The organism is Achromobacter sp. (assembly GCF_057314935.1).
This window is the reverse complement of sequence record NZ_DBHKZA010000002.1, coordinates 79968-95832: the sequence shown is the minus strand read 5'-3', so window position 1 is coordinate 95832 and position 15865 is coordinate 79968. Positions and strand designations below refer to the sequence as shown.

The window sequence follows — 15865 nt, the reverse complement described above, 5'->3', positions numbered from 1 at the left end:
CGTTAGCCGCCTTCCGCCTTCTGGATGGCCTCCAGGCGTTGCGCCAGCGACGCCGTGGACAGTTCGCCCACGCGCAGGTCGACCAAACGGCCCTGCGCATCCAGGAACAGCGTGGCGGGCAGGCCGCGGTTGCTGAACTTGCGCGAGGCCTCGCCAGCCGGATCCAGCAACACATTGCGCAGCGAGGGCGCATGCTGCGTCAGGAACTGCGCGACGTCGGGCGGAGTCTCGGCCTGGTTCAGAAAGACGAAATTCACGTCGGGATGGGCTGCTTGCGCCTGGGCGAAGGCCGGCATTTCCCGCCGGCAAGGCGGGCACCAACTGGCCCACAGATTGATGACGGTGGGCTTGCCATGGAACGCGGACAAGGCGGCGGGAGCCCCATCGAGGCGTTGCACGGCCAAGGCGGCCAGCTCGGGTTGCGCCTGCGGCGTGGGGGCAAGCCATCGGCCGCCGCCGACCCAGACGACGCTTGCCAGCGCCACGGCGCCCAGCAAGGCGGCGCGGGGCGCGTGGCGCCGGACGACGGCGAACAAGGCGTAACTCCAAGCGGCGGCAAGGCCCGCAAGCCCCGCCCAGCCGCCGTCGCGCAGATCCAATATCTTGATCGGGTCGGGCAGATAATGCTCGCGGTACTGCCAGACGAAACCCAGCCGGGCCACCAGCAGGCCGACCAGCAGCGCGCGCCACAAGGCCGTGCCCAGGTCGTGGGCCTGGTCGCGGTGGCGGTTCAACAGCCGCGCCGCCAGCAGGCCGACGACCGCGGCGACGAGCAGTACGGCGAATTCCGAGGGAATGACCAGCGGGCCGATGCGGAGGGCGGGCGTCATGCGCCGGCCTTCGCGGCAGGGGGCGGCTTCAGGCGAAAGCTGACGCCGCGGCTCGTGATCGCCAGGCCTTCAAGGGGCGCACTGCCGGGCAGCGGCAAGGGGCCCTCGGCGCGGAATCCGTGGCCGTCGATGTCCCGCTGCAAGCGGTCGGACGCTACGGTCGTTGCGTCCGTGGCAGCCTCTTCCAAGGCGCGGAACAGGGGCGCGTAAGGGGCGAATAGCGGGGTGGGCGCAAAGCTGCCTGACATCAGCGCGTTGGCGCCGGTCTGCACGTCCGCCACGCCGATGATCTGGCCCTTGCGGTCCTTGATGTTGAATTGCATGCTGAGCTCCCGAGGTAACGGGAAAGCCTAGCATGCCGCGTCAGCGGGCCGCCATTCAGCCGGGGATGACGGCCGTCACGTCGATCTCGACCAGCCATTCGGGCCGGGCCAGCGCCGACACCACGATGCCGGTGGAGACGGGGAACACGCCCTTGAGCCAGCGGCCCATGACGCGGTAGACGGTTTCGCGGTAGCGCACATCGACAAGATAAACCGTCAGCTTGCAGATGTGCGAGAGCTCGCTGCCGCATTCTTCCAGCAGCATGGCCACGTTGGCCATGGCCTTTTCGGCCTGCGCGGCCACGTCGCCGACGCCGACCGATTCGCGGGAATCCAGGTCCTGGCCGATCTGTCCTCGCAGGAACACCAGCTTGCCTGCCACGACGGCCTGGCAAAGGTCGTTGTCCAGCTGCTGCTCGGGATAGGTGTCGCGGGTATTGAACTTGCGGATGCGGGTGTGCGCCATGATGCGTGTCTTGTCGTAAGGCCGGCGCGCCGAGGCGCCGGGCCGGGTCAATGGGGAAGGATCTTGGAAAGGAAGCGCTGGGCCTGCGGGCTGGCGGCGTCGCGGAAGAAGCGGTCGGTGGGGCTGTCTTCGATGATGGCGCCGTCCTCCATGAAGACCACGCGGTTGGCCACGCGCCGGGCAAAGCCCATTTCGTGCGTCACGACCATCATCGTCATGCCTTCTTCGGCCAGCTCCACCATGACGTCCAGCACCTCGTTGACCATTTCGGGGTCGAGTGCCGACGTCGGTTCGTCGAACAGCATGGCCATCGGGTCCATGGACAGCGCCCGGGCGATGGCCACGCGTTGCTGCTGCCCGCCGGACAGTTGGCCGGGATGCTTGTGGGCATGGGCCGACAGGCCAACCCGCTCCAGCAGCGCGCCGGCCTTGGCCCGCGCGGTGGCGCTGTCGCGTCCCAGCACGATCTCTTGCGCCAGGGTCAGGTTGCGCGTGAGGTCCAGGTGCGGGAACAGCTCGAAATGCTGGAACACCATGCCGACCTTGGTGCGCAGCTTGGGCAGGTCGCGCGTGGCGGTGACGGAGTCGCCGTCAATCAGGATGTCGCCTTTCTGGATGGGTTCCAGCGCGTTGACCGTCTTGATCAGGGTGGACTTTCCCGAGCCGGACGGCCCGCAGACCACCACGATCTCGCCCTTGTCCACCCGGGTGGAACATTGCTTGAGCACGTGGTGGCTGCCGTAGTACTTGTCCACCCCGCGGATGTCGATGATGGGTGCGGAGGCGTTCATTTGTCGTAATGCCCCGCGCGGATCGAGGCGCCGATCAGGTTCAGGATCAGACGGCCGGCGGTGATGCAGGAAATCTGGTTCAGGTCTTTTTCCGGCTGGATCTCGACGATGTCCATGCCCACCACGCGGCCCTTGCGCACCAGGCCATGGATCAGCTTGCGGGCCTGGACGAAGGTGACGCCGCCGGGGGCAGGGCCGGCCACGGCGGGCATGGTGGCCGGGTCCATGCCGTCGGCATCGATGGTCAGGTAGTAGTTGCCGCCGTCGGGGATGCGTTCCAGCACGGCGTCCATGCCCACGTCGTGCAGCTCGTAGGCGGTGACGAGCTCGGCGCCATAGGCGCGTGCGGCCACCAGTTCTTCCGGGCGGCCGCTGCCCTGGGCGCGCAGGCCGATCTGGATGATGCGGTCCACGTGCGCCATTTCGGAGGCGCGGCGGATGGGGCTGGACAGCCCGTCGCGCACGCCGTTGACGTCGTCGCGCCAGTCCAGGTGGGCATCGATGTGCACCAGCGTGATCGGGCCTTTCTGGTCCAGGCCGCGCAGGATGGGAGTGGTGATGCCGTGGTCGCCGCCCAGCACGATGGGCACGGCGCCGGCGGCGGCGATGCGGCGCACGGCGGCTTCGGCCCGCTCGTAGTGTTCGCCGCGAGGCTTGGACAGGTCGGGGATGATGTCGCCGCAATCCACGAAGCGGATGTCCTCGCGGCCTTGCAGCAGCGGGCCGTCGATGTCGAAGTCGTAGTGGCCGGGGCGGCGTACGACGCGGTCGGTGGCCTGGCGGATGGCGGTGGGCGCATTCGTCTGGTCGTTGCTGAAGTCGGCGGCCGAATAGGGCGAGCCGTAGGGCATGCCCAGGACCGCGATGTCGGCCTGGAGGTTGTCCAGGTCCAGCGCCAGCGTCGAATACAGCAGGGTCGGGTGGCCGGTGCGGGGAGGGACGGTATAGGTGCTCATGTCTTGGGGTTCCTGTTGGAGGGACAAAGGGGATCAGGCCTGGTGCGTGCTGCGGCGCGCCACGGATTCCAGGCGGCGGCCGATGCTGGCCATCAGCACGCTGCACAGCCAATAGATCAGGGCGGTCGTGCCCAGCACCTCCAGGTACGCGAAGGTGTTGGCCGTCAGCAAATTGCTCTGGTAGGTCATTTCGGGCAGGCTCATCACCGAAAAAATCGCCGAGTCCTTGAACATCATGATGACGAGGCTGGTGGTGGGCGGAATCAGGTAGCCGAACAGCTGCGGCACGACGATGTGGCGCTGCGTCTGCCAGTACGTCATGCCCAGCGACAGCGACGCGCTGGTCTGCCCGCGCGGCACGCTTTGCAGGGCGGCGCGCAGGATTTCGCAGAAATAGCCGCCTGTGTAGAACGCCGTGCAGCCGATGGCGACCGACATGGCGGAAGCCGGCACGCCCAGCTTGGGCAACCCGAAGAACGACAGGTAGACGAGGATCAGGTACGGAATGTTGCGTACCAGTTCCACGTAACCCAGCGCCAGCGGGCGCAAGGGCGTGCGCGACTGCGCCGCGTAGGCGGCCAGCGTGCCGATCAGCATGCCCAGCGGGATGCCGGCTAGGCTGACCAGCGCCGTGATCCGCAAGCCTTTGAGCAGCACGGGGATGGCTTCCCCGACGATGGAGAGGTCAATGGGCATGGGGCAGCATCCTCGACACGCGCCGCTCGCACAGCCTTGAGACGGCCGACAGGCAGAACAGAATGATGAAATACACGACCGCCGTCACCGTGAACACCTGCAGCGGCAGGTCGCTTTGCAGCGTGGCGTTGCGCGCGACCGTGGCCAGTTCTGGCACCGCGATGATGGACATCAGCGAGGACGCTTTCAGCAGGATGGTCAGTTCGCTGGTCAGCGGCGGGATGGCGCGGTAGAACACCTGGGGCAGCAGCACATAGCGCCAGATCTGCCGGCGCCGCATTCCCAGGGCACGGGCCGCGGCCACCTGGCCGCCCGACAGCGTGCCCAGCGCGCCGCGCAAGATCTCGACGATGTAGGCGCTGGTATTACAGGCCAGCGCGCCGATGCCGGCGGCGATGGGCGATACGGAGATCCCCAGCAGCGGCGGAACGACGTAGTAGGCGATCAGCATGTGGATCAGCGCGGGCGTGCCGCGGATGGCGCTGACCCACAGCATGACCAGGCCGCGCAACGGCGCGAACGGCGACATCCGCGCCAGCAGCAGCGCCACGCCCAGCCCGATGCCGATGGCGAAGGCCGCCGCCGATGCCGCGATGGTGATGGCCGTGCCCGAGACGACGCCGTGCAGGAACGGCGCCAGCGCGCCGTTTTGATTCAACCAGTCCAGCATGGCGGCGCGCTCAGATGGCGCCGGCAGGCAGGTAGTTGGCGCGCGGAATGTCCATGGGCGCCCCGAACCACTTCTTCTGCAGTTCCAGCAACTGGTTGGATGCGCGCAATTCGTCGAAGGTGTCGTTGACGAACTGGCGGATCTCCAGGTCCTGCGGGTTCGCGACCCAGGCCAGCAGCTTGGCCTGCCCGATTTCGCCGGCGATGCGGAATGCGCCGGGTTGCTTGCGCATCTGGACCGCCGCGATGTTGGACGGCATCAGCGCCACGTCCACGGTCTTGTTCGCCAGCGCGTTGGACACGTCCGGATAGGCCTGGAACAGCTTGGTGTCCGCATAGCCTTTGGCGCCCGACTCCTTCAGGCGCTTTTCGAACTCCTCGGCCACCGGCTGCGACGACGATCCCATCTGGGTGCCGATGACCTTGCCGGCGATGTCCTTATCCTGCTTGATCGACGCGTCGTCCACCCGCACCATCAACACCGACCGGACCACGCCCACCGGCTGGGTGAAGGCGAAGCGCTTGGCGCGTTCCGGGGTGATGCCCACGCTGGTGGCGACCAGGTCGAATTTGCGCGACATCAGCCCCGGCAACAAGCCCTGGAAGGGCAGGTTCATCTGTTCCAGCTGCACGCCCAGCTTGGCGGCCATCAACTGCAGCACGTCGTGCCCGTAGCCCACGACCTTGCCGTTTTCGACGAATTCGAACGGTTCGTAGGCGGCTTCCGTGCCCACGGTGAGCTTGCCGCGCTTCTTGATGTCGGCCAGCGATCCGCCCTCGGCAAACGAGAGCGCGGGCAGGGCCAACGCCGCCCCGGCGGCGAGGGTGGTCGTGACAAAGCGCCTTCTGGACAGGTTCTGCATGATTTTTCCCTTGAAATGTCGTGATGTTTGGCCGCTGGGCCGGCAGGCCCGGTATGGGCCCGCCGCGGGAATCTGCGCTCCCTGGCGCCAGCGGTTCGGGAAACTGTATTCCCCTGAATCGGTCATGAAAAATGATTTTTTTAGTGGTATGGTTTCGAAATTCAATACCTTTCAAAACGGAACGACCGTGGCCCGTCCGGAGTTCACCGAGCGCGACCTGCGCTCCCTGCGCATCTTCTGCGCCGTGGCGCAGGCCAACGGCTTTGCCGCGGCGGAAAAGCAGCTGAACATGTCCAAGGCCTCCATCAGCCGCCACGTGCGCGAGGTGGAGGAAACGCTGGGCGTGCGCCTGTGCGACCGCGGACCGTCCGGCTTCGAGCTGACCCAGGCGGGCAAGGTGGCGCTCGAACTGGCCCGCGACGCCCTGAAGTCGCTGGAGCGCATCCGGCCCGAAATCGACGCGGTGCGGGGCGTGCTGTCGGGGACGCTGTCCATCGGCATGGTGGAACACGTCATCACCGACGCCGACTGCCAGATCCCCCGGGCATTGGCCGCGATGCGCGAGGCGGCGCCCGACGTCAAGGTGGAACTGACGGTGATGACTTTCAACGATCTGGACCAGGCGCTGCGCGAGCGCCGCGTGCAGATCGCGGTGCGGGGCATGTACCGTCGTGAAAGCGGGTTCCATTACCAGCGGCTGTTCGTCGAGCGGCACCGGCTGTTCGTGGCGCGCGGCAGCCTGGACCGCGCCCGTGACCTGCCGCTGGTGTATCGCTCGCACCCCTTCGTGCACGATGCGCTGGGCGCGTACGGGTTCGCGCGCGGCCCGGACGCCACGGGGCTGGAGGCGATTGCCATGCTGGTGTCGTCAGGCCATTACCTCGGGATGCTGCCCCAGCATTACGCGGATTCGGTGTCCCGGCGGCACGCCCTGACGCAGCTGCCCGACGGCCCCGTCTACGAAAACACCATCAGCGCCATCACCGAGGTGTCCCGGCCCGGCACCCGCTCGGTGGAACTGTTCCTGCGCCTCCTGGAACGCTTTCATCCGGCCGCGTAGCGGGCGCCGCGGCGCGGCCTGACGGGCGGCCCGCGGCGGACGGACGGGCCTGAGACGGGCGGGTCGCGCAGTGACGCTAAAATGTCGGCTCGCGGCTGATTGTCCAGCCACTCCGGCTTCTTCATTCCTGCGCCTGGCGCACCCATAACTATGAAAAAACTGACTGCTGTTCTCCTCGTGTCCGCAACCACGATGCTGACCGCTTGCGGCCCCAGCGACAACGCGCCCGCCGCCAGCACGCAAGCGCCGGCTGCCGCCAAGAAGGTCGTGGTGGGCCTGGACGACAATTTCCCGCCCATGGGTTTTCGTGACGCGAGCAACCAGATCGTCGGTTTCGACATCGACATGGCCAAGGAAGCCAGCAAGCGCCTCGGCATCGAAGTCGAATTCAAGCCGATCGACTGGAGCGCCAAGGAAGCCGAACTCAACGGTCGCCGCGTCGACGTGCTGTGGAACGGCCTGACCATCACCGAAGAGCGCAAGAAGAACATCAGCTTCACCGCGCCGTACATGGCCAACCACCAGATCATCATCGTCGGCACCGCCTCGCCCGTGAAGGCGAAGGCCGACCTGGCCGGCAAGACCGTGGGCGCGCAGGACGGCAGCAGCGCCACCGACGCCATCGCCAAGGACCCGGTCGCCGCCCAGATCAAGGAAGTCAAGAAGTTCGGCGACAACGTCACGGCCCTGATGGACCTGGCCGCCGGCCGCCTGGACGCCATCGTCGTGGACGAAGTGGTGGGCCGCTACCTGATCAGCAAGCGCGCAGGCGAATACCGCGTGCTGGAAGAGAACTTCGGCACCGAAGACTACGGCGTCGGCGTTCGCAAGGATGACGCCGAACTGCTGGGCAAGCTGGACAAGACGCTGGACTCGATGAAGCAGGACGGCACCGCCGGCCGCATCGCGACCCAGTGGTTCGGCGCCAACATCATCAAGTAAACGGCGTGCGGCGCCCGCGGCCTGCCGGCCCGGGCGCCTGACCCAAGCCGTCCCGCAGCCCGCTGCCGCGCCCAGGCGCCAGGCGGGCTTGCTCATGAATCTTCTTGCCGCAAGCGGCGCGATCCCACTGAATGGACTACGTACTCTCCCTGTTGGGGCCTATGGCGGAAGGCGCGAAAGTGACCTTGACGCTGTTTTTCATCACCCTGGCCCTGGCCGTGCCCTTGGGGCTGGTCCTGGCGCTTGCGCGGATCTCGAAATGGCCGCTGCTGAGCAGCCTGGTCAACGGATACATCTGGCTGATGCGCGGCACGCCGCTGATGCTCCAGATGCTGTTCATCTATTTCGCGCTGCCGTTCGTGCCGGTGGTGGGCGTGCGGTTGCCCGATTTTCCGGCGGCCGTGGTGGCATTTGCGCTGAACTACGCGGCGTACTTCGCCGAGATCTTCCGCGCGGGCATCCAGTCGGTGGACCGGGGCCAATACGAAGGCAGCAAGGTGCTGGGCATGACCTATCTGCAGACGCTGCGCCGCATCGTCTTGCCGCAGATGGTGCAGCGCGTGCTGCCGCCGATGAGCAACGAGACCATCACGCTGGTGAAGGACACGTCGCTGATCTACGTGCTGGCCTTGAACGACATCCTGCGGACCGCGCGCGGCATCGTGCAGCGCGACTTCACGACCACGCCTTTCCTGGTCGCCGCCGCCTTCTACCTCCTCATGACGCTGGTGTTGACGTGGTTCTTCCAGCACATGGAAAAGCGCTATGCCAAATATGACCAGTAATCCGTCGCCGGGCGCCCACGCGCACGGTCGCCCCGTCATGATCCAGGCGCGCGGCATCATCAAATCGTTCGGTTCCAACCGCGTGCTGGACCAGGTGTCGTTGACGCTGGGCCAGGGCGAGGTCGTCGCGGTGATCGGCCCGTCCGGCTCGGGCAAGAGCACGTTCCTGCGCTGCCTGAACCATCTGGAAACCATCGACGAAGGCAGCATCGAGGTCGAAGGCGAGACCATGGCCCGCGCCGTGGACGGCGGCCGCAGCCAGTACGCCAGCGACGCCGACGTGCGCCGCATCTGCCGCAAGATGGGCATGGTGTTCCAGTCGTTCAACCTGTTCCCGCACATGACGGTGCTGCAGAACATCATCGAAGCGCCGCTGACGGTCAAGGGCATGTCGAAGGCGCAGATCATCCCGAAGGCGGAAGAGCTGCTGCGCAAGGTTGGCCTGCTGAACAAGCGCGACAACTACCCGACGCGCCTGTCCGGCGGCCAGAAGCAGCGCGTGGCGATCGCCCGCGCGCTGGCGATGGAGCCCGACATCATGCTGTTCGACGAGCCCACGTCCGCGCTGGACCCCGAACTGACGGGGGAAGTGCTGCGCACGATGAAGCAGTTGGCTGATGAGCGCATGACCATGCTGGTCGTGACGCACGAAATGGGCTTCGCCCGTGAAGTGGCACACCGCGTCATCTTCATGGACGAAGGCCGCATCGTGGAAGAGGCGCCGTCCGCAGAGTTTTTCCGGGCGCCGCAGCACGCGCGCAGCCGGGAGTTCCTGGCGCATATGCTTTGATCTTGCCGCCCGGCCAGCTTGGCATTGCCCGTGACAGCCCGCCCGAGAGCGGGCTGTTTTGTTTTAGTCCATCTATTCCTTATTTGACCTGAGTGACGGATCCTGGCCGGAATGGCTTCGGGCAGCCTGTGATATTCTGGCCAGAATGAGAAGATAGATTTTCTAAAGGAGCGCGCGTGGGTGCCGTCCTGCCTTTGCTCGCACTGCGAGCCTTCACCGAGACGGCGCGCCTGGGCAGCCTGAAAGCGGCGGCCGAAGCGTTGGGCGTGACGCCCGGGGCCGTCAGCCAGCAGATACGCTTGCTGGAAGACCGCCTGGCGTTGGCGCTGTTCGTGCGCGAACGCCACGGCGTGCGGCTCACGCCGGCCGGCGCCAGCGCCTATCCGGGCTTGCTGCGCGCGTTCGACCAGATCGAAAAATCGTTGTCGCTGCTGGAATCCTATTCGGCGCAGCGCACGCTGACCGTCAGCACGGTGCCTTCCTTCGCGTCGTCGTGGCTGGTGCCGCGCATCGGCCGGTTCTCGGCCCTGCACCCCGATATCGAGGTTCGGGTGGAAGCGTCGTCCAAGCTGGTCGACTTCAGGCGCGACCGCATTGACGTCGCCTTACGCCATGGCCTGGGCCATTACCCGGGCTTGTCGACCTTCAGGCTGATGACTCCCGTGCTGCTGCCCGTGGCCAGTCCGGCCTTGCTGGCGCAGGGGCCGGCCATCCGGTCGGCCGAAGACTGCCTGAACTATCCCTTGCTGCAGGATTCGGACCGCGCCGATTGGGCATTGTGGTTGCAGGCGCATGGCGTGGACGCCGGCGTCGATGCGCAACGGGGCCCCAGCTTCGAAGACGACCTGCTGTTGCTGCGCGCCGCCGGCACGGGGCAGGGCATCGCCCTGGTGCAGGACACGCACGCCAGGGAAGACCTTGATTCGGGCCGGCTTGCCCTGGCGCTGGACCGGCCTTGGCCCGCACGCTTTGCGTACTACATCGTCAGCCGCCCGGACGCCGTGGCGCGGCCGGAAGTCCAGGCGTTCATCGACTGGGTGAAGGCCGAAGCGGCAGAGCCGGCGCGCGCGCCGGCGCACGAGGGCAGCGCGCATGGCTGACGCGGCACCCGTACTCCGGCTGCGCGGTGTCTACAGCCAGCGCCTGTCCCCGGTCAGCCTGGATCTTGCGGCAGGCGAATGCGCGGCCATCGCCGGGCCCTCCGGCTCGGGCAAGTCGCTCTTGCTGCGCCAGGTGGCAGACCTGGACCCCGGCCACGGCGAAGTCGAACTGGATGGCGTCCGCCGTTCCGCCATGCGCGGGTTTGAATGGCGGCGCAAGGTGGTGTACTGCCAGGCCGAAGCGGGTTGGTGGGACGACCATGTCGCGCCGCACTTCACAGACCGCGCGCAAGCCCAGGCCTTGATGCAGGCGCTTGGCCTGCCTGCGGAAAAATTGGATGGCTTGGTGCACGAGCTTTCCACGGGCGAACGCCAGCGCTTGGGTCTGGTGCGCGCACTGGCGCAGGCGCCGCGCGTGCTGCTGCTGGACGAGCCCACTGCAGCGCTGGACCAGGCGGCGACCGGGCTTGTCGAGGCGGCGCTGCAGCGCTATCTGGACGGCGGCGCGGCGATCCTGATGGTGACGCATAGCCCCGAACAGGCGCAGCGCCTGGCGCGGCGCCGCTGGCGGATGGAAGCGGGCAGACTGGAGCCCTTATGGACGTAATCAAGTTGCAGGCGCTGGATCTGGTGATCGCGTCTTGCCTGGTGCTGCTGTGCGCGGCGATTTCCTTTGCATTGCGGCTGAACCTGCAGCGGCAGGTCTTGTGGGCGGCGGTGCGCACCGTGGTGCAGCTGCTGCTGGTGGGCCATATCCTGCGGGTGGTGTTCGCGCATGCCGCGCCGTGGCTCACCGCCCTGGTCGTGGCGGTGATGATGGCGCTGGCCGCGCGCGAGGTGGCTGCCAGGCCCAAGGCAAGGTTGGCCGGGCACGGCAATGGGTGGGTCGGCACATTGGCCGTGGCGGCCACCACCTTGATCACGGCGATGTTCATCCTGAACACCGCATTGCGCCCCGACCCCTGGTACGACCCGCGCTATGCCATCGCCCTGGTCGGCATCGTGCTGGGCAGCGTATTGAACGCCGCCAGCCTGGCGCTGGACGGGGTGCTGTCGGGCGTGCGCCGGGAAAAGCTGGCGATCGAGGCCCGCCTGTCGCTGGGCGCCACGCCGCATCAGGCGTTTTCTTCCTTGTTGCGCGAATCGGTGCGGCGCGGCATCGTGCCCAGCGTCAACCAGATGTCGGCGGCGGGCATCATCACGCTGCCGGGCATCATGACCGGCCAGATCATCGCAGGCATGGACCCGATCGATGCCGCCAAGTATCAGATCCTGCTGATGTTCTTGCTGTGCGGCGCCAGCGGCATGGCGGCGATGGGCGCCGCGTACGGCGCCATGCGGCGGCTGACGGACGAGCGTGGGCGCTTGCGCCTGGACCGGCTGGCGGCGTCGAAATAAGGGCGCTTTCAGCCTACGGACGGCTGAAAAAGCGGATTTTGGCCCGAAATTTCATGAGAAATCGACGGGCGGCTTTCGATAATGGCGCCAGCTTCCCGTTCTTGTGCACGCCTATTTCCCGAAATCCGATGCCATTCGAGTCTTGCCTGACCCTTCTGTCCCGTCATATCGGCCGCGCTGCCGCACGCGCCCAAGCGGAGCGCCGGGCGTGAGCGCGGTCATGACACCCGCCGCCGCCGTCCGCCCGGTCAGCCTGCAAAAGGCCTTTCCCGGTTGGCTGGTGCTGCTATGCCTGGCCTTGTGGCTGGCCGCCCTGGCCTGGGCGCGCTGGCTGACCTTGCCCGACGAAGGGCGCTACGCTGGCGTGGCCTGGGAGATGCTGCGCAGCCGCTCTCCCATGGTGCCGCTGCTGGACGGGATGCCGTATTTCCACAAGCCGCCGCTGTACTACTGGCTGGCGCAGATCAGCTATGCACTGTTCGGCGTGCACGAGTTCAGCGCGCGCGTGCCGTCGCTGATCGGCGCGTGGAGCGCGGGCGCAGGGCTCTACGCCTTCGTGTCGCGCTACCGGAATGTGGCGCAGGCGCGATGGGCGGTGGCGATCCTGGCCCTGATGCCGTTGTTCTTCGGCGCCGCGCAATTCGCCAATATGGACATGCTGGTCGCCAGCATGATCACGCTGTGCGTGCTGGCCGCCGCCGATACGGCATTGCGGCGAGGGGCCGGGCGGCCGTTCCGAGCCATGTCGATTGCCACCGGCGTCCTGGCGGCGCTGGCGGTGCTGGCCAAGGGGCTGATCGGCCTGGCGCTGCCAGGCGCCATCGTGTTGGCCTGGCTGCTGTTGCGGCGGGACTGGCGGGGCATGCGCGCCTTGCTCTGGGTACCTGCCTTGCTGGCGTTCGCGGTGGTGGCGGTGCCGTGGTTCTGGTTGATGCAGGTGAAGTTTCCCGGCTTCTATCACTACTTCTTCGTCTATCAGCACTTCGAGCGCTTCGCGCAAAGCGGCTTCAACAACGCGCAGCCGTTCTGGTTCTATGTCCCCATCGTGGTCGGGCTGTCGATGCCGTGGTCGATCTGGGCCGTGCCGCTCTTGAAGCCCGCATTCTGGCGTGAGGCCGACCCGCAGGGCTTGCGGCGGTTGATGGCGATCTGGATCGCGGTGGTGATGGTGTTTTTCTCCATTCCGCAATCCAAGCTGATCGGTTACGTGCTGCCGGTGTTTCCCCCGCTGGCGCTGTTGATCAGCGAGCGCCTTGCGCCGTCCTGGGCGACGGGCAGGCGCCGGGGAGCGATTGTCGCGGCGAGTGTGGCGGTCGTCATTTGCCTGGGGGCGATCATCGTCGCCTCGTCCAATCCGCGAGGCAGTGCAGGCCCGACCATGCAGGTGTTGCAGGGCGACATGCGGCCGCAGGACGGGCAGGTCGCCCTGCATGCGCTGCCGTTCGACCTCGGCTTCTATACGCAGGCCGAGCAACCCGCCTGGATCGTCGACAACTGGCAGGATCCCGAAATCCCCACGCGGGACAATTGGCGCAAGGAACTGTACGACGCGGCGCAGTTTGATCCGGTCGTGGGCAAGCGCGTGCTGGTGGAGAACGGCGACCTCTCGACCCGCCTGTGCGCCGCTGCCGACGGCGCGCGCTTCTGGATCTGGGGCCGGGACGACGACGCCTCGCGCTACCCGGCCATTGCCGGCGTGCCCGCACGTATCGCTGGCGACAAGCGCGCGGTGTGGCGCATCGACATCGATGCGGCGTTCCGTCAACGCATGTGCGGGGGCTTGCCCGCGGCGCGTTAGCCGTCGTGCAGACAGCGCGGGCCAAAGAAAAAACCGGCAGCCTGTGAGGGCTGCCGGTTTTTTTGTCGTCCTGGCGGCGGCGGGGCCGCCGGGCGAGGGCGCTTAGCCGATGGAGGCCAGCACCTGGTTCAGCGTGGCGCTGGGGCGCATGGCCTGGCTGGCCTTCGACTCGTTCGGCTGGTAGTAGCCGCCGATGTCGACCGGCTTGCCTTGGGCCGCCTTCAGTTCTTCAACGATCTTGGTTTCGCTTTCGGCGAACGCGCCCGCGGCGCCCGCGAACTGGGCTGCCAGCTTGCGGTCGTCGGTTTGCGCGGCCACGGCCTGGGCCCAGTACATGGCCAGGTAGAAGTGGCTGCCGCGGTTGTCCAGGCCACCGACCTTGCGGTCCGGCGACTTGTTTTCGTCCAGGAACTTGGCGGTGGCTTGATCCAGCGTTTTGGCCAGGATCTGGGCGGTCGGGTTCTTGTACGCGCGGCCCAGGTGGTCCAGGGATTCGGCCAGCGCCATGAATTCGCCCAGCGAATCCCAGCGCAGGAAGCCTTCTTCCAGGAACTGTTGCACGTGCTTCGGGGCCGAGCCGCCCGCGCCCGTTTCGAACAGGCCGCCACCGGCAACCAGCGGAACGATCGACAGCATCTTGGCGCTGGTGCCCAGCTCCATGATGGGGAACAGGTCGGTCAGGTAGTCGCGCAGCACGTTGCCGGTGACCGAGATCGTGTCCAGGCCTTCGCGGATGCGCTTGACCGAGAACTTGGTGGCTTCAACCGGGTCCAGAATGCGCAGGTCCAGGCCGCTGGTGTCGTGGTCGTTCAGGTACTGCTTGACCTTGGCGATGATCTGGGCGTCGTGGGCGCGCTTTTCGTCCAGCCAGAAGACGGCAGGCGTCTTGCTGGCGCGGGCGCGGTTGACGGCCAGCTTGACCCAGTCCTGGATCGCGGCGTCCTTGGTCTGGCACATGCGCCAGAGGTCGCCGGCTTCCACGGCTTGTTCCAGCAGGACCTTGCCCGAGGCGTCGGTAACGCGCACGGTGCCCGATGCCGGGACGACGAAGGTCTTGTTGTGCGAACCGTATTCTTCGGCGGCTTGGGCCATCAGGCCGACGTTGGGCACGCTGCCCATCGTGACCGGATTGAAGGCGCCATTCTTCTTGCAGTCGTCGATGACGGCCTGGTACACGCCAGCGTAGCTGCGGTCGGGGATGACGGCCTTGGTGTCTTGCAGTTGGCCGTCGGCGTTCCACATTTTGCCGGAGTCGCGGATCATGGCGGGCATGGACGCGTCGACGATGACGTCGCTGGGCACGTGCAGGTTGGTGATGCCCTTGTCGGAATTCACCATGGCCAGTTGCGGCAGCGTCTTGTAGGCGGCGTCGATGTCGGCGGTGATGGCGGCCTGCTGGTCGGCCGGCAGCGATTGGATCTTGGCGTACAGGTCGCCGATGCCGTTGTTGGCGTCGAAACCGGCCTGCTTGAGCGCGGCGGCGTGCTTGGCCAGCACGTCCTTGTAGAACACGGACACGACGTGGCCGAAGATGACGGGGTCGGAGACCTTCATCATCGTGGCCTTCAGGTGCACCGAGAACAGCACGCCGGTGGCGCGCGCGTCGTCGATCTGCGCTTGCAGGAAGGACTTCAGCTTGGCGGTCGACAGCACGGCGGCGTCGATGATCTCGCCGGCCTTGACCGGGGTCTTTTCCTTCAGCACGGTCTTCGTGCCGTCGGCGGCCGTCAGTTCGATCTTGACGTCGCCAGCCTCGGCGATCAGGGCCGACTTTTCGGTGCCGTAGAAATCGCCTTCGGACATGTGGGCCACGTGCGACTTCGAATCGGCCGACCAGGCGCCCATCTTGTGCGGGTGCTTGCGGGCGTAGTTCTTGACCGACAGCGGCGCGCGGCGGTCGGAGTTGCCTTCGCGCAGGACCGGGTTCACGGCGCTGCCCTTGACCTTGTCGTAGCGGGCCTTGACGTCGCGCTCGGTGTCGTTGGCGGGGGCGTCCGGGTAATCCGGCAGCTTGTAGCCCTGTTCCTGCAGTTCCTTGATGGCCGCCTTCAGCTGGGGCATCGAGGCGCTGATGTTGGGCAGCTTGATGATGTTGGCTTCCGGCTTGACAGCCAGCGCGCCCAGTTCGGCCAGGGCGTCCGCGAGCTTCTGGCTGTCTTCGAGGTAGTCAGGGAAGAGGGCGATGATGCGGCCGGCCAGGGAGATGTCGCGCGTCTCGACCGTGATGCCTGCGGGTTTGGCGAAAGCCTGGACGATGGGAAGCAGCGAACGGGTTGCAAGCGCCGGAGCTTCATCGGTGAGGGTATAGATAATCTTCGGAGTAAGAGACATGATCCTTGAATCTGTTCGGCTTCAGGCGCTTTTGGCGCAAACCCGAACATGCTAAGCGGCGTACGCC

17 protein-coding genes are annotated in these 15865 nt (G+C 66.6%); 8 read left to right on the top strand and 9 right to left on the bottom strand.

Annotated elements, in window-relative coordinates; translation table 11 throughout:
• Window positions 1–2 precede the first annotated feature (2 nt).
• From ACO6D5_RS01175 to ACO6D5_RS01140, 8 genes are read right to left on the bottom strand one after another with little or no spacing between them, the layout of a single operon-like run.
• On the bottom strand, window positions 3–830 hold the full coding sequence (locus tag ACO6D5_RS01175) for a TlpA family protein disulfide reductase (protein WP_485824397.1): 828 nt from the start codon (window positions 828–830) through the stop codon (window positions 3–5).
• Complete coding sequence (locus ACO6D5_RS01170) at window positions 827–1153, bottom strand: hypothetical protein (RefSeq protein ID WP_315846516.1); 327 nt, start codon at window positions 1151–1153, stop codon at window positions 827–829. Before ACO6D5_RS01170 ends, ACO6D5_RS01175 begins: the two co-directional genes overlap by 4 nt.
• Before the next feature lie 55 nt (window positions 1154–1208).
• Window positions 1209–1619, bottom strand: coding sequence for a Rid family hydrolase (locus ACO6D5_RS01165; RefSeq protein ID WP_315846515.1), 411 nt, complete (start codon window positions 1617–1619; stop codon window positions 1209–1211).
• Between the two features lie 47 nt (window positions 1620–1666).
• On the bottom strand, window positions 1667–2410 hold the full coding sequence (locus ACO6D5_RS01160; RefSeq protein ID WP_485824396.1) for an amino acid ABC transporter ATP-binding protein: 744 nt from the start codon (window positions 2408–2410) through the stop codon (window positions 1667–1669).
• Window positions 2407–3366, bottom strand: coding sequence for an agmatinase (locus tag ACO6D5_RS01155; protein ID WP_315846514.1), 960 nt, complete (start codon window positions 3364–3366; stop codon window positions 2407–2409). The genes ACO6D5_RS01160 and ACO6D5_RS01155 overlap by 4 nt, the downstream gene beginning before the upstream one ends.
• A gap of 33 nt (window positions 3367–3399) precedes the next feature.
• Entirely contained in the window at window positions 3400–4062 is a 663-nt protein-coding gene (locus ACO6D5_RS01150; protein ID WP_315846513.1) for an amino acid ABC transporter permease, read from the bottom strand.
• Window positions 4052–4732: an ABC transporter permease subunit gene (locus ACO6D5_RS01145; RefSeq protein WP_315846512.1), complete on the bottom strand. Its 681-nt coding sequence runs from the start codon at window positions 4730–4732 to the stop codon at window positions 4052–4054. Before ACO6D5_RS01145 ends, ACO6D5_RS01150 begins: the two co-directional genes overlap by 11 nt.
• Before the next feature lie 10 nt (window positions 4733–4742).
• Window positions 4743–5594 carry a transporter substrate-binding domain-containing protein gene (locus ACO6D5_RS01140; protein ID WP_315846511.1) on the bottom strand — a complete coding sequence of 284 codons (852 nt, stop codon included), beginning with the start codon at window positions 5592–5594 and terminating at the stop codon, window positions 4743–4745.
• A gap of 148 nt (window positions 5595–5742) precedes the next feature.
• Between ACO6D5_RS01140 and ACO6D5_RS01135 the strand changes: the two genes are divergently transcribed.
• From ACO6D5_RS01135 to ACO6D5_RS01100, 8 genes are all read left to right on the top strand, one after another.
• Window positions 5743–6654: a LysR family transcriptional regulator gene (locus ACO6D5_RS01135; protein WP_315846510.1), complete on the top strand. Its 912-nt coding sequence runs from the start codon at window positions 5743–5745 to the stop codon at window positions 6652–6654.
• A gap of 150 nt (window positions 6655–6804) precedes the next feature.
• Window positions 6805–7596, top strand: coding sequence for an amino acid ABC transporter substrate-binding protein (locus ACO6D5_RS01130; protein WP_485824395.1), 792 nt, complete (start codon window positions 6805–6807; stop codon window positions 7594–7596).
• Between the two features lie 131 nt (window positions 7597–7727).
• Window positions 7728–8381, top strand: a complete 654-nt coding sequence (locus ACO6D5_RS01125; protein ID WP_006223039.1) for an amino acid ABC transporter permease — start codon at window positions 7728–7730, stop codon at window positions 8379–8381.
• 37 nt (window positions 8382–8418) lie between these two features.
• The gene (locus tag ACO6D5_RS01120) at window positions 8419–9171 is read left to right on the top strand and encodes an ATP-binding cassette domain-containing protein (protein ID WP_315846539.1); all 753 of its coding nucleotides are present in this window, start codon (window positions 8419–8421) and stop codon (window positions 9169–9171) included.
• A 176-nt stretch (window positions 9172–9347) separates the two neighbouring features.
• Complete coding sequence (locus tag ACO6D5_RS01115) at window positions 9348–10271, top strand: LysR substrate-binding domain-containing protein (RefSeq protein ID WP_485824394.1); 924 nt, start codon at window positions 9348–9350, stop codon at window positions 10269–10271.
• Entirely contained in the window at window positions 10264–10878 is a 615-nt protein-coding gene (locus tag ACO6D5_RS01110) for an ABC transporter ATP-binding protein (RefSeq protein ID WP_485824393.1), read from the top strand. Before ACO6D5_RS01115 ends, ACO6D5_RS01110 begins: the two co-directional genes overlap by 8 nt.
• On the top strand, window positions 10869–11669 hold the full coding sequence (locus ACO6D5_RS01105; RefSeq protein ID WP_315845550.1) for an ABC transporter permease: 801 nt from the start codon (window positions 10869–10871) through the stop codon (window positions 11667–11669). Before ACO6D5_RS01110 ends, ACO6D5_RS01105 begins: the two co-directional genes overlap by 10 nt.
• A gap of 220 nt (window positions 11670–11889) precedes the next feature.
• Window positions 11890–13467, top strand: coding sequence for an ArnT family glycosyltransferase (locus ACO6D5_RS01100; RefSeq protein WP_485824392.1), 1578 nt, complete (start codon window positions 11890–11892; stop codon window positions 13465–13467).
• 102 nt (window positions 13468–13569) lie between these two features.
• Here ACO6D5_RS01100 and ACO6D5_RS01095 read toward each other — a convergent pair whose 3' ends face one another.
• The gene (locus ACO6D5_RS01095; RefSeq protein ID WP_315845552.1) at window positions 13570–15798 is read right to left on the bottom strand and encodes an NADP-dependent isocitrate dehydrogenase; all 2229 of its coding nucleotides are present in this window, start codon (window positions 15796–15798) and stop codon (window positions 13570–13572) included.
• Window positions 15799–15865 lie beyond the last annotated feature (67 nt).

What these genes read in the sequence shown, in the direction of transcription:
- ACO6D5_RS01120 (WP_315846539.1), top strand. Translation starts at nt 8,419, where the DNA reads ATGATCCAGGCGCGCGGCATCATCAAATCGTTCGGTTCCAACCGCGTG.
- ACO6D5_RS01150 (WP_315846513.1), bottom strand. Translation starts at nt 4,062, where the DNA reads ATGCCCATTGACCTCTCCATCGTCGGGGAAGCCATCCCCGTGCTGCTC.
- ACO6D5_RS01145 (WP_315846512.1), bottom strand. Translation starts at nt 4,732, where the DNA reads ATGCTGGACTGGTTGAATCAAAACGGCGCGCTGGCGCCGTTCCTGCAC.
- ACO6D5_RS01130 (WP_485824395.1), top strand. Translation starts at nt 6,805, where the DNA reads ATGAAAAAACTGACTGCTGTTCTCCTCGTGTCCGCAACCACGATGCTG.
- ACO6D5_RS01170 (WP_315846516.1), bottom strand. Translation starts at nt 1,153, where the DNA reads ATGCAATTCAACATCAAGGACCGCAAGGGCCAGATCATCGGCGTGGCG.
- ACO6D5_RS01105 (WP_315845550.1), top strand. Translation starts at nt 10,869, where the DNA reads ATGGACGTAATCAAGTTGCAGGCGCTGGATCTGGTGATCGCGTCTTGC.
- ACO6D5_RS01165 (WP_315846515.1), bottom strand. Translation starts at nt 1,619, where the DNA reads ATGGCGCACACCCGCATCCGCAAGTTCAATACCCGCGACACCTATCCC.
- ACO6D5_RS01155 (WP_315846514.1), bottom strand. Translation starts at nt 3,366, where the DNA reads ATGAGCACCTATACCGTCCCTCCCCGCACCGGCCACCCGACCCTGCTG.
- ACO6D5_RS01175 (WP_485824397.1), bottom strand. Translation starts at nt 830, where the DNA reads ATGACGCCCGCCCTCCGCATCGGCCCGCTGGTCATTCCCTCGGAATTC.
- ACO6D5_RS01140 (WP_315846511.1), bottom strand. Translation starts at nt 5,594, where the DNA reads ATGCAGAACCTGTCCAGAAGGCGCTTTGTCACGACCACCCTCGCCGCC.
- ACO6D5_RS01160 (WP_485824396.1), bottom strand. Translation starts at nt 2,410, where the DNA reads ATGAACGCCTCCGCACCCATCATCGACATCCGCGGGGTGGACAAGTAC.
- ACO6D5_RS01110 (WP_485824393.1), top strand. Translation starts at nt 10,264, where the DNA reads ATGGCTGACGCGGCACCCGTACTCCGGCTGCGCGGTGTCTACAGCCAG.
- ACO6D5_RS01135 (WP_315846510.1), top strand. Translation starts at nt 5,743, where the DNA reads ATGGTTTCGAAATTCAATACCTTTCAAAACGGAACGACCGTGGCCCGT.
- ACO6D5_RS01125 (WP_006223039.1), top strand. Translation starts at nt 7,728, where the DNA reads ATGGACTACGTACTCTCCCTGTTGGGGCCTATGGCGGAAGGCGCGAAA.
- ACO6D5_RS01095 (WP_315845552.1), bottom strand. Translation starts at nt 15,798, where the DNA reads ATGTCTCTTACTCCGAAGATTATCTATACCCTCACCGATGAAGCTCCG.
- ACO6D5_RS01100 (WP_485824392.1), top strand. Translation starts at nt 11,890, where the DNA reads ATGACACCCGCCGCCGCCGTCCGCCCGGTCAGCCTGCAAAAGGCCTTT.